This is a genomic window from Bremerella cremea, assembly GCF_039541315.1.
In the GTDB taxonomy this organism is placed as follows: domain Bacteria; phylum Planctomycetota; class Planctomycetia; order Pirellulales; family Pirellulaceae; genus Bremerella; species Bremerella cremea.
The window spans coordinates 1463903-1479043 of record NZ_BAABFZ010000003.1 but is presented as its reverse complement, the minus strand read 5'-3'; the positions used below and the strand labels follow the sequence as shown (position 1 = coordinate 1479043).

The 15141-nt window shown below is 58.0% G+C and carries 11 protein-coding genes; 1 reads left to right on the top strand and 10 read right to left on the bottom strand.

From position 1 onward, the window contains the following. The first annotated feature begins 105 nt into the window (after positions 1-105). On the top strand, positions 106-336 hold the full coding sequence (locus ABD890_RS08315) for a BON domain-containing protein (protein WP_345087764.1): 231 nt from the start codon (positions 106-108) through the stop codon (positions 334-336). Here ABD890_RS08315 and waaF read toward each other — a convergent pair. The 10 genes from waaF to ABD890_RS08265 form a co-directional block, all read right to left on the bottom strand. Beyond that, positions 333-1400, bottom strand: coding sequence for a lipopolysaccharide heptosyltransferase II (gene waaF, locus ABD890_RS08310; RefSeq protein ID WP_345087762.1), 1068 nt, complete (start codon positions 1398-1400; stop codon positions 333-335). The genes ABD890_RS08315 and waaF overlap by 4 nt on opposite strands. A 9-nt stretch (positions 1401-1409) precedes the next feature. Beyond that, the gene (gene rfaE2 / locus ABD890_RS08305; protein ID WP_345087760.1) at positions 1410-2912 is read right to left on the bottom strand and encodes a D-glycero-beta-D-manno-heptose 1-phosphate adenylyltransferase; all 1503 of its coding nucleotides are present in this window, start codon (positions 2910-2912) and stop codon (positions 1410-1412) included. Positions 2913-3041: 129 nt separating this feature from the next. Continuing rightward, positions 3042-3416, bottom strand: coding sequence for an amidohydrolase (locus tag ABD890_RS08300; protein WP_345087757.1), 375 nt, complete (start codon positions 3414-3416; stop codon positions 3042-3044). 23 nt (positions 3417-3439) lie between these two features. Next, positions 3440-4003, bottom strand: a complete 564-nt coding sequence (locus tag ABD890_RS08295) for a hypothetical protein (RefSeq protein ID WP_345087754.1) — start codon at positions 4001-4003, stop codon at positions 3440-3442. Positions 4004-4125: 122 nt separating this feature from the next. Continuing rightward, positions 4126-7614, bottom strand: coding sequence for an FtsX-like permease family protein (locus ABD890_RS08290; RefSeq protein WP_345087752.1), 3489 nt, complete (start codon positions 7612-7614; stop codon positions 4126-4128). A gap of 20 nt (positions 7615-7634) precedes the next feature. Next, on the bottom strand, positions 7635-8327 hold the full coding sequence (locus tag ABD890_RS08285; RefSeq protein WP_345087750.1) for an ABC transporter ATP-binding protein: 693 nt from the start codon (positions 8325-8327) through the stop codon (positions 7635-7637). Positions 8328-8333: 6 nt separating this feature from the next. After that, entirely contained in the window at positions 8334-9278 is a 945-nt protein-coding gene (locus tag ABD890_RS08280) for a prenyltransferase/squalene oxidase repeat-containing protein (protein WP_345087748.1), read from the bottom strand. Positions 9279-9288: 10 nt separating this feature from the next. Then, positions 9289-9723, bottom strand: a complete 435-nt coding sequence (locus ABD890_RS08275) for an acyl-CoA thioesterase (protein WP_345087746.1) — start codon at positions 9721-9723, stop codon at positions 9289-9291. A 158-nt stretch (positions 9724-9881) separates the two neighbouring features. Continuing rightward, positions 9882-10151, bottom strand: a complete 270-nt coding sequence (rpsR, locus tag ABD890_RS08270) for a 30S ribosomal protein S18 (protein ID WP_105329446.1) — start codon at positions 10149-10151, stop codon at positions 9882-9884. Positions 10152-10434: 283 nt separating this feature from the next. After that, the gene (locus ABD890_RS08265; protein ID WP_425548470.1) at positions 10435-14865 is read right to left on the bottom strand and encodes a PVC-type heme-binding CxxCH protein; all 4431 of its coding nucleotides are present in this window, start codon (positions 14863-14865) and stop codon (positions 10435-10437) included. Positions 14866-15141: the final 276 nt, after the last annotated feature.

The window sequence follows — 15141 nt, the reverse complement described above, 5'->3', positions numbered from 1 at the left end:
AACACAGCGCGACGGATTAAGCTGCGGCGATCCCTTTGCACTTCTCTCTTTATTCGCCTGCCCAGGGTATCCCTGCCCATGGAATGGTCTCATGAGGATTTACGGATGATCAGTTCCTCGATGAAAGATATACGCTCGCGAGTGGCCACAGCGTTGGCCGCTAGTTCAGTTCCCCGCCTTCGCTTCATCGTTGTGGAACTTGAAGACAACACGGTTTGCTTACGGGGCGACGTGACTACGTTCTATCAGAAGCAACTCGCTCAAGAAGTTGTCCGCTCCATCGATAGTGAAGTCAACGTGCGAAACGATCTGCGTGTCGGCGAGCCGACCAACTAAGCGGCCTGAGAACGATCGGTTTGCCAATCAAGCTGACGCGTCGCCGCACTCAGCACATGATCGACCGCCAGGTCTCGCATGCAGCGATGGTGCTTCAAAGGGCACTCGCGTTTGGCGCAAGGACTGCACTCGGCACCTGCCGAAAGAATCAATTCGTTGGGGTTATAGTTCTCGGCCCATCGCGGATCGGTCGGACCGAAGATCGCCACCGAAGGAACATTGAACGCCGCGGCGAAATGGCGTGGACCAGAGTCGGTCGTAATCATTAACGAGGCATGCCGAATGACTGCCTTGCTTAAACCGATCGTCGGCGTGTGTTCTGCCAGGCTACGAACCGCCGGATGGTTCACTTCCCGTTCGATGGCCGCGACCGCTTCGCGTTCGCTGGGACCACAAATCATTAGGACCGCATTTCGTTTGTCGGCAACCAGACGCTTGGCAAGCTGTTGATAGTATTCCACCGGCCAATGTTTCGCTCCGCCGTACGCTCCGCCGGTATTGAAGACGATCACGCGTCGTTCAAAGAAATGGAAATCGCGCCAGATCTTTCTCGCGGTCGAATCATCTTGCGGCGTGGTGCCGAGTTCGCAGTTTCGCGAACGCACCTCGTAGCCTGCCAGTTCCGCCAGGGCGACATAGTAATCGACCGCGGAAACGGGAACACGCTTGCCATCGACGGCCGGCGGCAGAAGGTTATGCGTCAGCAAAGGACCTCGGCCGTAGCGGCGGTAACCGACACGTTCTTTCGCGCCACCCAGCCAGGCAAGACCGGCCGAGCTCAGCGAGTTGGGTAGCAAAATGGCCTGATCGAAACGTTGCTGACGAAACTGCTTCACGACATTCCAGAAGCGTTGCTTCGGATCGTCCGTCTTCTTGGCCCACAAGATTGTATCGTCGAGGAAGTCTGTACCTTCCAGCACCTTGGCCACGTAGGGACGCATGATCCCGACCAGGCGATCGCCACGCGTCAGGCCTTCGCGAATGGCACGCAGCGTTGGCGTGGCCATGACGACGTCGCCAATCCAGTTGGGAAGTACGACTGCGATGTTTCGGATACCAGGCATGAGCTGTCCTCAGGCGGCCGTGCGACGAATGGGTTCGTTCGCGGCTACCTTTTGAATGATGTCGGTCGTCGAAAAACCACCAACAATATCGACCAGACGAATCTCGCCGCCGTACTGCTGCAAGATGTCGTAGCCTGGGATTTCTTCAGGGATATAGTGGCCACCTTTGACCAGCACGTCAGGGCGAACCGCTTTGATCAAGTCGTACGGGGTGTCTTCGCCGAAGACGACCACGTAGTCAACGCACGACAACGCGGCCAGCATCGCCGAGCGTTCGGTTTCGCTGATGATTGGTCGCGTCGGACCTTTCAGCTTCGAGACGCTGTCGTCGCTATTCAAACCAACGACCAGCACTTCGCCCATCTTCGAGGCTTCGGTCAGGTTCGTCACATGGCCAAAGTGAAGCAGGTCGAAGCAGCCATTGGTGAAGACAATCTTCTCGCCGCGGCGACGATGCTCTTCGGCAATCGTGGCGATTTGAGCGTGTGTAACAATCTTCTTTTGGCCCGGTAGTAGATCGGTGCGAAGTTCTGCTTCGATCTCGGACAGCGGAATCACCGCGACGCCTGATTTTTCAACTTCAAGGCCAGCCGCCACGTTCGACAAGCGAACCGAGTTCTCGCGATCGAGGCCACTGCCAATGCAGGCCCCCAGCATCGCCAGGACCATGTCGCCGGCACCGGTGATGTCGTACACACTGCGGGCTTGGGTCGGGAAGTGGCACGAGCTGCCATCGCGATTGACCAATGCCATGCCGTCGCGATCGAGCGTAACGATCACGTCTTGCAAATCGAGTTGTTGGCAAAGCTGGCTACCAGCGGCAGCGGCATCCGGAACGGTCTTCAGCGAAACGCCGGTCGCCAGTTCGGTCTCGATACGGTTCGCCTTCAGCAGGGTGGCCCCGCGATAGCGTTCGTAGTCGTGCCCACGCATTGGATCGACCAGCGTAGGAATGTTGTGTTCGTTGGCGAGGGCAATCACCTTCTGCAGCAGCTTGGGTGTGCAGACCCCCTTGGCATAGTCGGAAATCAGAATGACGTCGAAGTCTTCGATCTGATTTTCAATGCCGGAATAGATCTTCTCGACCAGCCAATCGCCAATGGCTTCGGTCTTTTCGTGGTCGACACGCAAGATCTGGCTCGGATGACGCGAGCCGGCTCGGCCGACGAATCGCTCTTTGAGCGTGGTGGGGCGCGAAGCATCGCAGGCAATCAAACGGGTATCGATGCCCGACTTCTGGGCGAGCTCGATCATCTGGGTGCCTGATTCGTCACGTCCATGCACGCCAGCGGCGACCACGTGGCAGTCGAGGCCACGCAGCATATTGCAGACGTTGGCCGCGCCACCCAGACGCAGTTCCTGATCGTCGGCATGCAGAACGATGACCGGCGATTCCTGGCTGATTCGTTGGGCGTTGCCGTAGGTATAGCGGTCCAGGATCATATCCCCCAGGACCAGAACCTTGGCGGGACGCATCGATTTGAACGCTTGCAAGAGCGGGGGGAGGCTCACGGCTCGTCTTCCTTGACGCGGCATTTTATTCGTAAATCGCCGGGCAAATCCCATCCTTGGGGTGCCGGGGCAGAGACCATCGGGCCTCTGTTATATCGAGAATTGATAGCGGGGCAAATAGAGAACCGGCTACGAGGCGGGCGAAGTGCTAGCGTTCAAGATCGCTTCGACCTGCTGAATCACCTGTCGGCAACTGATTGCTGCCATTTTGAAGTTGGTGTGGTCCGAGATCTCTGGCTGGATTTCCTCGAACAGTTCGCACGCTTTGCGAAGCTTGCTGAACTTCTTCTTGGCCTGTTTCAGATAGGCTGTCGTATCGCCGGCTTGGGCTGCAGGGCCGAGAGCCAGCATATAATCGTACAGCGTTCGGGCGACTTCTTGCAGTTCGTCGTCCTCTTCGGTTTCTTCGGCATGTTTCAGAAACGTGCGCACCATCCACAGATGGGCCATCTGCAAGTCGATGGCCTCCATCTGGGATTGCGGGCTGAGTACCGAATCGGTCATCGGGAGCTATTTCCTGAGATGGCCTACTTGGTTTCCGAGTGATCTTCGGCGGCTGGCGGCGTGTTGCCAGGCTCGGTCGACTTCACTGCCTTGGCGGCATGATCGGTCTTCACCGGTGGAGCTCCCTTCGGAGCGAAGACCAACACGGTAACCGCACCGGCAACCACCAGGATGATACCGGCATAGAAGATCGGGCTCGCTTGGGCCCACAGGTTCTTTGTGGCCAGCGAAATGATGGTGGTGACGATCGGTGCAAAGCCAAACACCAGCGGCATCACAATCCAAGGCTTACCACCATTGGTCAGTGCCAGGATGATGCCAAACGCGCCAAAGGTACCAGCGGTGCCAGCAGCAAAGCTCCACGAGAAACCGCTGAAGGTCCAATCGGTGGTGAACTTGCCTTGAGCGAGCAGAAACGCACTCGGCAAAATCACAGCGATCACCAGGTAAGCCAGGCCGACGCAGATCAGTGGCTTGATGCGATCGTTACCCAGGTGATGTTGTCCTTCATGCAGCACTGGGCCATAGCTCCCCCAAGACAACGCCGTGAGCGCGATACCAGCGATAATGAGTAGGAAGTGCGACATGGAAAGGTAATCTCCAGGGTTGGTCCGAGGGGGAGCGTCAAAATACTTGTTAGAACGACTTTTCGCCATTCTAACGAGCCAAACGGTTGTTGGCGAGATGTTGATGGGCCGGGGAAGTGGAATCAGCTTCCTCGTAGGGCAGGGACGATGTCGCCCTTCAGGGCAGATCGCACGGCCAGACTGCTGCTGAGGATTCCCACAATCAAAATCGTTCCCAGCATGCCCCCCAGGGAAACGATCGGCACCGAGGCATCGCCAAACAGCATGTGTGGCACGACCGTGACCAGGGCCGAGATTACCCCGGTCAATAAGCCGCCCAGCAGCAAGACCATCGTCTCGCGCATGACCAGCGATTGAAGTCGACCGTTGGCGAAACCGGCGGCCCGGAGCAGGGCCAGTTCCGAGCGACGTTCCAGGATCGTTCGCAGTTGAACAGCAGCCAGCCCGAACGTTCCCAATAAAAGGCCGAGGGCTCCCAGGCTTTGGAAGGTGGACAGGTAGGTATTTTGAACCGCCAGCAAACTGGTGAGTTGCTGTTCGGCAGAAACCGTATCGAAGCCTTGGTCTGCCAAACGCGTTTCCAGGGTCTGTGCGACCTCGGTTTGCTTCCCTTCCGGTGTGCGAATCAGGAACATCTCGTAGCCGCTCACGTCGGGATATCGATCCAGGAAGTTGGCTTCGCTAACCAGCAGGTTGCCTTGGAAGATACTGTTGGAAAGCAGCCCGGCGACGACGTACTTCGTTTCGCGGCCGTCGTCGTCAGTGGTGGTGAACTGCTCGCCGACGCCGCTGTACAAGTGCAACGCATACATCGCCGTGTTCTTGTCGAGCACGACCGGAATCGGGGCATCATCTCCGTTGGCAACTTGATCGAGCACGTGCCACGGGTTCTTTCGTTCTCCTTCGTCCGTCGCTGCCGAGCCAGCCCACTCGAACGAGGTGACGTCGGTCTGATCGTAGTAATCGACCATCCCCGGCGTCACGCCCAGCACGCGGGGACTGTTGGATTGATAAAGGTTCAAGCAGCTTGCGTCTTCACCTGGTTGAACCCGCAGCGAAAGCACGGTCGAGCCAGCGAGGACTGACTCCTCTTTCTCGCTGAAGCCCGTGTCGATGCGACCTTCGACAGTATTCAGATTGTGATAAAGGGGCTGCGAACTTTCGGCGATCAGGTTCATGCCGCCAGCACAGCGGTCGGTGGGGGCGAGTCGAAAGGCACCGATCGCAACGATCAAGAACGCTGCCGAGCCAATCAACCCAACGGTCAATGTGCTTCGGCCAGGGTTTCGGGCAGCATTGCTCAGCGAGAGTTGCCCCAGCGAAAAACTGCTCGCGTTGCCGGAGCCCAGGCCGCCTCGCAGGGCGTGCCATAGCAGCATCAAGCAAGCAGTCAAAACCATGGCACCCGAACCGAAGAACGCGCCGGCTTGGGCTTCGCCGCCAAGCCCCGTTGCGAGAACTGACAGGCCAACGGCACTGAATGCCGCGGCGATTCCGGCCCAAAGTGCCCAGCGACTTCGCTTGCCGTAGGTTTGCTGCGTATCGGTAGTCGAGCCTTGCAGCAGTCCACGAATCGAAAGCTTCTTCAGCCCGCGCATCCCCACATAAATGGTCAGCAGGCAAACGAGTGTTCCACTCACCAGGCCGATGATCAGGCTCGTTGGATTGTCGAGATGCAGTTCGAGGAATGGCGTGACGACGGCACCCAGCCACCAGGTTCGTAGTCCGACCAGCATCAGCCAGGCGTAGCCAATGCCAATCAGAACCCCAGCGACACTGCCAGCCAGCGAAACCAGACCCGCCTCGCGCATCAACATCCCCTGGGTAACTTTGCGACTCAAGCCAATGGCCTGCAGCAATCCGATCTGCCCGCTTCGTTGTTCCAGACCGAGGCGAAAGAGCAGCGAGACGAGCATCAACGCCGAGGCGATGATGAACATCGAGAAGCCCATGAACAGCACATTGAATGGTGTCGTTCCGCTGGCAGCACGTAAGGCGTCGGCGCGAACGGTCAGCACGCGGAAGCCGAGTTCGTCTCGCTTCGGTGCCAGGGCTGCTTCGAGCTTCGCTTGCAGATCGGCTTCTTCGTACTTGGTGCCTTGGAAGCGGATCGCTGTGACTTCGCCGAAGCGGCTGCCCCACAGCTTCTGTCCGGTTGCCAGCGGCATAAACAGCTTCGGTGTCGTTCGATAGTTGTCCCAATAGTCTTCGTCTTCGCGGCCGATGCGCGAATTATCGTAAGGGAACGGAGGATCCCAGTCGTCGATCGAGTCTTGATCGGTAATTCCCTCGACAACTGGCGTGTAGTCGGGATCGTTGGCAGTGGTCGGGGCTTGATCGAAAACTGGCGGACGACGACGTCGGAATGGCTGGGTTGGCTCAGTTAGCGGCGTGATCGCGGCGAGTCGGAACGTATGGCCGGTTTCCTTGGCAACGCCATGCGAGCTTTCTGGCTCGAAGTATTGCAGATAGATCGTATCGCCCACCTTCGCATCCAGGCGACTGGCGGCCCACGAGTTCAACACGACTTCGTCTTCGCCAACCTGAGCGATCGGCTTGCCATCCTGGTCAAGCAGTGGATAAGCAAGTTTGCCGAAGTCGAGTGCCGTGACCGTGGAATAAGGAATCGAGTCTGGATCGGTTTCGCTTGGGAGGTCTCCCTTGCCGATCGATGTGGCGAGGTAAGTCAGTGTCGTTTCGGCTTGATCAGGGAACGCTTCCAGCAAAGTCTGCGAGGCGGTCTTGCCGAAGATCATGCGGCTGCTGGTGAGTTGCCAGTAGTCGTAGATCGTTTCGTCGTCGCCGTCGGCCGGCTTGAACTTCTGGTCGACCTGGGCGAGTTCAAAGTTGTAATCGGCGAGCGTTAGTTCCAGCTTGGAAAGATCGAGCGTTACTTTGTCGGGATGGCTAATCATCACGGCGTTGACGCGATCGTCTTGCTGCAGAGCAGCTTGCAGTGCCTCTCGCGATGCGAACGCATTCATTGGCAACTGCTGCGTAGGGTGCATCCCGAAGCGACCGAGACCTTCGGCCGGAATCACCGCCTTGACGGTCAGGCGAGGAAGGCTTTGCGTTTCAGCAGTCTTGCGACCCAAGGGACTGTCGGCTGGAACATCGTTGCCGCCTGGCAAACGCAGCGTGACCAGGTCGCCTGCTTGAACCATCAGTTCGTCGGCAAGTGGTTGGTTGAGGATGATCTCGTCGCGAGCCAGCGGGATCGGCTTCCAGCCAGGGACCTCGCCTAGTTGCCAGAAAGCTTCATCGATTCCGAGCACGGCAAGGTTTCCAGCGACCTTGGTAGGATCGCCAGGATTGGGCGCGATCGTTTGCAGCGTGCCTTGCATCAGAACAATTGGCACCGCGGTGGTGCTGGCGTTTTCGGTGGTGATCTGCTGAGCGATCTCCGGACGGAAGAAGCGGTCGGCCAACAAGATTTCATGAATCGATCCGAGGCGAGACAACGCCAGATCGCGAAGGCTGCCACGAACCGAATCGCCAATGATCAGCGCACCAGTAAGCACCGCGGTCGCGGCGGCCACGCCCAAAAGCACAGCCAGATTGGTTTGCCAGAATTGCCAGGTACTGCGAACAACCAGACGCCAACGATTCATCGGAAAGGCCTCTCTTGGCGTTAGGAGGGTTGGACGGAGCTTTGCGATTGCAGCTTTCCGTCGTCGAGCATGTATTGCCGCTGGAAGATCGTGGCGAGTTCCTGGCTGTGGGTGACCACCAGCAGGATCGAGCCTTCTTCCTTTTGCAGTTCCAGCAGCAGGTTGCCAATCGATTCGGCGTTGGTTTTATCGAGGTTACCAGTCGGTTCGTCCGCCAGCAGCAGCTTGGGTTGGTGGATCAAGCTACGAGCGACCGCGACACGTTGGCGTTCACCGCCTGAGAGTTCCGCCGAGCGGTGTTCGATCCGTTGACTGAGGCCTACCCGTTCGATCAGCATCTTGGCGCGTTCGATCTGCTGCGGCGAAGAGCTGCCTTCGGCCAGCGTGGGAACGAGGACATTCTCGAGCACAGTCAACTGCGGCAGCAGATGATGGTCCTGAAAGATAAAGCCGATGTTCTCGCTGCGAAAGCGGGCGAGGTCAGTCTCGTTAAGGGCAAACGGATCTTGCCCGTCGAGGGTCACCTTGCCGGACGAAGGTGCTTCGAGCGTGCCGATGCAATAGAGCAGGGTGCTCTTGCCACAGCCGCTGGGGCCAAGGATTGCGGCACTTTCACCAGAGGAAAGCGAGAGCGAGATGTCTTGCAGCACCTGCAGCGATTCGGCCCGGGTCGGGTACTCCTTCGCCAGGTGCTCGATTACGAGGTCCGCCATGATCGATTAATCCAGGGTGAAGTGACTAGGTACATGCAGCAGTGCGAGGCTGCCCAAACCATAGAAGGTGTATTCGACGTCTGCAACCTCGTCCCAGGCCGCTCCGAAGAAGCCGCCGTTGTCTTGTTCCAGGCTGCGAACGTACGTGAGGGCGTCGTTCTGATCGATCTCGTCGAGGGCTTCCAGATCGGTCAGTGTGAGCATGCCGGTGAAGGTGCTCAGTACGTCGGCAATCGGAATCCGCGTGTTGGCTCGCAAGCCTCCTTCGTCGTTCTGCATATCGACCAGGAAGTCGAGCGTGCCGTCAATGATCTCTTCGGTCAGGCTATCGAGGATGCGCAGGGCTCCGATCGCGGCGGCGGTCGGATTGGTGCCGGCGCGCTTGCTCGCTCGGATCTCGCGGAAGCCGCCTTCGTCCGATTCCTGCGACAGCAGAAACGTGACCATTGACTCGGGTTGTTGAATCGGCTGCTGAATCAGTTGCAAGCAAAGCAGCACCAGGAATGTATGGTAGGTGCTGCTGGCCATCCCCTCGGGGCCTTTGGCGTAGCCGCCATCGTCGCGGCGAAGCGCGTTGAGCGTATCGGCTACGCTACGTCGCCAGTCGGCGGAGGCATCTGTAAAGATATCGATACCGGCGGCCGTTTCCAGCAGCTTGGCACTGTATATCAGCGACATGAAGTCGACGACCGATTCATGACCGGCCAGTCGCGTCGTCAGGAACTCGGCGGCATGTTCGGCGACGCTTCCATGCAGTTCGCCCAGGATCGCGAGGCTGCGCAGGCCGAAGCTGGTGTAATAGAGGTCACTCGCTCCTTCTCGGCCAGCGAATCCGCCATCGGGCTGCTGCTTGCCAAGTAAGAAACGGCTATGCCGAGTGCGAGTCGCTTCGTCCACTTCGCCCAGGCCGGCGGCCAGTCGCAGAGTGAGTTGTTCGTGGTAGGAAAACATGCGGTCAGTTCTAAGTGGAGGCAGACGAGTCGACGAACGGCAGCAGCTTCTCTTTGAACCACTCCGGAATGTCCATGCTCTTGGGCGGCAGTCCTGGTTGAACCTGGCAGCAGACTGCCGTGATCGAGCCTTCGGCCAGCAGGACCGAGTCGCGATGGAATCGGGTGCGATAGGTCACGCTACGCGAGCCGAGCCGGGTAACGGCCAACGAGGCATCGAGCACTTCTTCAAACTTGGCGGGGCCTTTGTAGTCGCAGTGGACCGAAACACGTGGCCAACTCATCGAGTACTCATCCAGCGGGTGATGGACGCTGAGGCTCAGCGAACGTAGGAATTCGTGCTCGACCTGTTCCATGTAGAAGAGGAATGCCGAGAAGTGCACGATCCCGGCGGCGTCGGTATCTCGAAATTCGACGCGGCGAGTGGTCTGAAACGTTTGCGACATGAAGGACTCCTTGCCCCATTGTTGGCAGTTCGAGGCGTGAATCAATACGAGGCCAATGGGGGAAGCGCATAGAAAAAGCCTGCTTTCGTGAAAAAGCAGGCTTATTTGATTTGTTAGCCGTGGCTGATTGGCCTGGCAAGGGTTCTCGGTACCGAGAACTAGTCCTTGACGTAGGCCAGCAGTGCCATGAAGCGGGCACGCTTGATCGCCTGGGTAACCGCGTGCTGGCTCACTGCGGTGCAGCCGCTCTTACGGCGACCAACGATGCGGCCATGGCGGTTGGTCAGCTTCTTCAGCAACTCCACGTCCTTGTAGTCCACAAACATGGGACGTGGACGTTTGCCATCGACGAAAATCGGATCCTTCTTGGATACACGGGCCTTGGTCTTGGCACGCTTGCGGGCTTTGGAGCGGTTGGCTGGTCTCATAATTCTCTTTCGGGCGTACTTTGAGCCGCATGCTGACGCGGCCAAACTCGATATGACTCAGAGGTTTACAGGCCGCTGGTGCCCTTAACCTGAAATTTCTGCCGAGTGGAAACCCAAGATTTTATAGGTGCTCACCCGATATCGCAACCCCCAATGACAGATTCCAAGCGGCTTGTGGCTGCGATTGGCCGGACAAAGGATCTTGCGAACGAAAAATCCCCCATGCGACCAGCGATCGACCACGGGGGATTTGCTGAAACATCCGCTACAGTAACAACTTAGGTTACTCAGCGGCTTCGACGGTCACGGCCATGATGACCGGGGCGGTCGAGTCGGTTCCTTTCACCAGATCGATTGATTTGACCGGTTTGGCTTCCTTCGGGCTCACCGCCAGGTAGCGGACCTGGCGACCATTCAGGTCAAAGGCGAACTTTGACCCTGGCACGTCGACCCGGCGGATATAGTCCGCGATCTCGATGCCGTTTCGCAGTGGATGGTCTTCGGTCGTGCCATCTTCGTACGTGATCCGGACGATCATCGAGGTCGAACCCTTTTCGCCGTAAGGCGAGGCCCAGCCGGCGACACCACCCAGGATATGGATCGCTTTGACCGGCATGTTGCACGGCAGAGAGACTCCCTTAGGCATCTTTGGTGGCAGGTACCCGGACGGACCATTCAGTAGGATCACGTTCGGCTTGCTCGTTCCCTGAGGATCGATCAGCTGGAACGGGACTCCCTCGAAGGTCTTCGGTTCCCAGGTATCGAACGCCAAGGTTTCAATTGGCGAATCCTTCGAGATGAACATCCCCTCGGTGCTGACCGCCGTGGCGACCTTGTCGAGCGAGATCGGCACGAACTTGCCCCGATTGGTCAGGAAGGCGAGCAGGTCGACAAACTCTTCCGGCTTAATCTGCTTCTCGAAACCAACCGGCATCAGCGACTGCGGAGTGCCACGAAGTTCTTCGATGTCTTCCCGCAGGATCGATTGCTGCTTGCCTTCGGCGTCGACCAGTTCGATCGCGGTCCGGCTTTCCGAAGCGAGCAAACCGCTCAGCACGCGGCCGTCTAGGGTGGCGACCATGTAGGTGCGGTAGTTCGATTCGACGCTGCGGTTTGGATCGAGGATTTCAGTTAGCAACTGCGACTTCGGATGAACGGCCATCCCGGTCAGGTCGGGACCGATTTTCGAGCCTTCGCCGCTGTGGATATGGCACTTCGAGCATTCGCGCTTGAAGACCAGTTTGCCGGCGGCGGGATCCCCCTTGGCTTCGGTGGTGGCCCATAGTTCCTTGATCACCTTCTGGCGGTCGGCACTTGGCAACGCACCACCGCGAGCGAACAACGCTTCGGCTTTCTTACGCAGTTCTTTGTCAGGATGTTGAGCCAGCGATTGACGCTGATCGAGTGCCAGTTCGTTCAACTGGATCGAACCTTTGTCGAGGGCCGACAGCAGGTCGCTGGTCCAAGCAGGCCGTCCCAGCATCACGCCGATGGCATCTTTGCGCCCCGATGGGGTCAGCGTCGGAAGAATATCCAGAAGGTATTCACCCAGCGAATCGTTTTCGCTCGACTTCAAAGCGAGCAGGATGGCCTGGGTCACTTCGGCCGACGTTTGAGGACCAACGGTGTTAAGCAGTTCCGCTTCGACCGGTGGATCCATCTGCACGTTCAGCTCGATGATTTCCTTGGCCAACTGCTGGGTCTGACGAGCGTTCAGTTCGCCTGACTCGATGCTCTCGAGCGAGCTATCGACCAGGTCTTGAAGCTGCGAAGTCAGGCGGTCGCTGCCCCAGCTGACCGCCATTCGAATCAACTGACCACGGGTCGAGTTCGGCAGCTTCTGAGCGAGGCTGGCCAACGACTCGTCCAGTTGATCCGTGACTTGCGGCTTCGCATCTTTGGGCCAGCCCTTGGCCAGGCCGCTGACAATCGCGTCGGCAACTTCTGGCTGGGCTTTATCGACCGCAGGCAGTAGCTCGGCGATCGAATCGACCGGGCCACCGCGGGCGTAATGTTCCGTGACAATCGCCACCAGACGCTGCGTTTCCGGAGCGATCTTGTCCGCTTTGGCGACCGCCTTCAGGAAGCTGGCTCCCTGGTTGGCCGAGGCCGAGGTCGCGGCGTCTGGAATCCAGCGGTCCTGAGTGTTTTCAGGCAGCGAGATCATCGCCAGGATATCGGCGGCTGCGGCATCGCTGGCTGGCAAGTCGGCCAGGGCGAGCAACGTCATCAGGCGAACCTGAGGATCGACATCGTTCAGCACGCCACTCTTTAAGATCGCGGCGGTGCTTTCGTCGGCGTTCGGCAGAACCTGAACGGCATTGCGACGAACGCCTGGGGCGGTGTGCTGCAGGGCAGCATAGACAGCCTTGGCGGCATCGCTGTTCGGATCTTCCAACGCACCCAGACCATCGAGCGTCCACAGAGCATGGATTGCACCGACGTTCAAGCCGATGTCATCCATCGTGTCGTCTTGCAGCAAGGCGATCAGGCCAGGCACGACATCTAGATTGGCACGTTCCACCAGGATCTGTTGAGCGTGACGACGCCACAACAGGTTATCGCTCTTCAGCGTGGCGACCAGTTCTTCCGGGCTCGCCTTGGTCAGGTCTTTCTGCCAGGCCTGATCAGGACGGGCACCTTCGCCGGTGTAAACAATGCGATAGATACGACCATGACGCTTGTCACGCAGGTCGGTTTCGTACGCCGCACCTTTGCCCGTTTGGAAGCCATGCGGCGTCGGGTTGTGCTGCACGATGTAGTTGTACCAGTCGAGTACCCAGACGTTGCCGTCAGGGCCGACTTCGCTTTGAATCGGAGCTGTCCATTCGTCGTCCGAAGCAACCAGGTTGAACGGACTGGTCGAATGGAAGCCGCTGCCATCTCGCGAGATAACAAACGCACCGGTCAAGTGACCTGTCGGACCGTTAACGAACGCGACGCGGTTCCAGAATGGTTCTGGATAGTTACGAGCCGTATACAGCGAGTGACCGGCACCAGCCGTGTATCCGCCGTGATGATCAACCTGACGCACCTTGTCGGTGATTGGATCGAACTTGTGGCTATCGGCCATCGAGTCCAACACCAGGCGAGCTGTCCAGCCACGAACCTTTTCGTAATAGCGGTTCGGGATTGGCATGTAGACGCTAGGGCAGTGGTTGGCGGTCGAACCGAAGATGATACCTTCTTCGCTGATGCCGAGGCCCCAGGTATTGTTGTTGGTCGAGCGAATGAATTCCAGCTTGCTGCCATCGGGCTTGAAGCGGAAGAAGCCGTTGCGGAAGCCAGGCTGTTCGACTCCTTGCACGACAGGGTGCGAGTCGTTGTAGCCCTGCATGCCCCAGATCCAGTTGTCGTGGCCATACTGGAAGTTGCTCACACCGCCGTGAGTGTCACGCATGTTCCAGCCGGTGAACATTACCTTCTTTTCGTCGGCCACGTCGTCGCCGTTGGTGTCTTTCAGCCACAGCGTTTCGCGACCGTTCTGCACGATCACGCCACCGTCGTGGAAGGCGATCGAAGTCGGAATGCTGAGCCCCTCGGCGAAGGTGGTGACCTTGTCCGCTCTCAGGTCGCCATCGGTGTCTTCACAAACGACGATTCGGTCGCGACCTGGGCCGGAGGTGTGCAGTTCGTTCGGATAGTCGAGCGTCATGCACATCCAGAGACGTCCCTTGGCGTCCCAGGTCATAGCGATCGGCTTGCCACCGTCGAAGATTTCTTCCGAAGCGAATAGCTTCGCTTCAAAACCTTCTGGCAGCACCAGATGCTTTTCCGATTCTTCAGGAGCCAATGGCTTCTGCATCAAGTTCAGCGGTTTGGCTTGCGTGCCCCAGTTGGCACCAGCAGTGTAGTTCGGAATCTTGGCACCGACGTCAACGTAGTCGAATGGTTTAACGTCGGTGTTAGGCTTCTGGGCTTTCGGCACTTCCATCGGACGATCGAAGGCAGTCACCAGTCCTTCGACTTTCGGAGGGAAGGCAGGCACAACGCTTGGATCGCTACCGACAGCCCAGCGAACGCCGCGCTCGACCAAGTTTTGGAAACCAGGGTTGGTCCAAGTACGTTGATCGTGCCCCCAAGCGGTATAGAAGACGCGGCCTTTACCTTGCTCGCGAACCCAGGTCCATGGCTCTTGTTCGTGATCACCCATGCGATAGGTGAGCACGGTGCGGTTCTTTTCGTTGTGCTTGGTATGGACGTACGTTTCGTCCCAACTTTCAAACCCTTCAAAACCCTTCATCAGCGGATGCTGCGCTTCGGCGATCTTGGTGCGGAAAGTCCCGGTGCCGTGGCTCTTGAACTGGGCACCCACCAGGGCAATATATTTCGGCGAGTTCAAGAAGCAGTACGAAGCACAGTGCAGCGGAATCAGGCCGTGACCATCTTCGACATACTGAATCAAGGCGGCTTCGGTCGCCGGATCGATACGCTCGGTGTTGGCGTAGATCATCAACCCGTCAAATTTTGCAAGCGTTTCTGGCGTGATATCTGCCAGCGAATCGGTGTACTTCAGATCGATTCCACGGGCTTCCATCGCCGGCTGAAGTTCGACAAATCGTTTCGCCGGTTGGTGATGGCCATTGTCCCCCAGGAACAGGATCTGAAGTCGATCCTCGAGAGCCTGAGTTTCAGCGGCCGAGACAACGCCCAGTCCAACCCAAAGGGCCAAAAAACTGGTAACAAAGCAAAGAAAGCGATTGGCGCACGGCATTAGTTTGAGGTGGGCTTGAGGAACTCGTTTTGGTGAAAAGGCTTGAGCCGAAACGGTCGCCTTGGAAGTAGGGGATGAGCCAAGGCAAAAACGAAATTTTTCGACTTCTTCAAATATAGTGGGGTTTCGCCAGGAGTCTCCCTAAATAAGTCCCGCGGATTGTAGCTTTTTTGCATCAAATTCCGATTCGCCGGTGACGGGCTACCTATTCAACCCAGACGCGATCGTTCATACTTGCCGATTCGGTTCGAGATTTTTACTCAAACGGGGGTGACA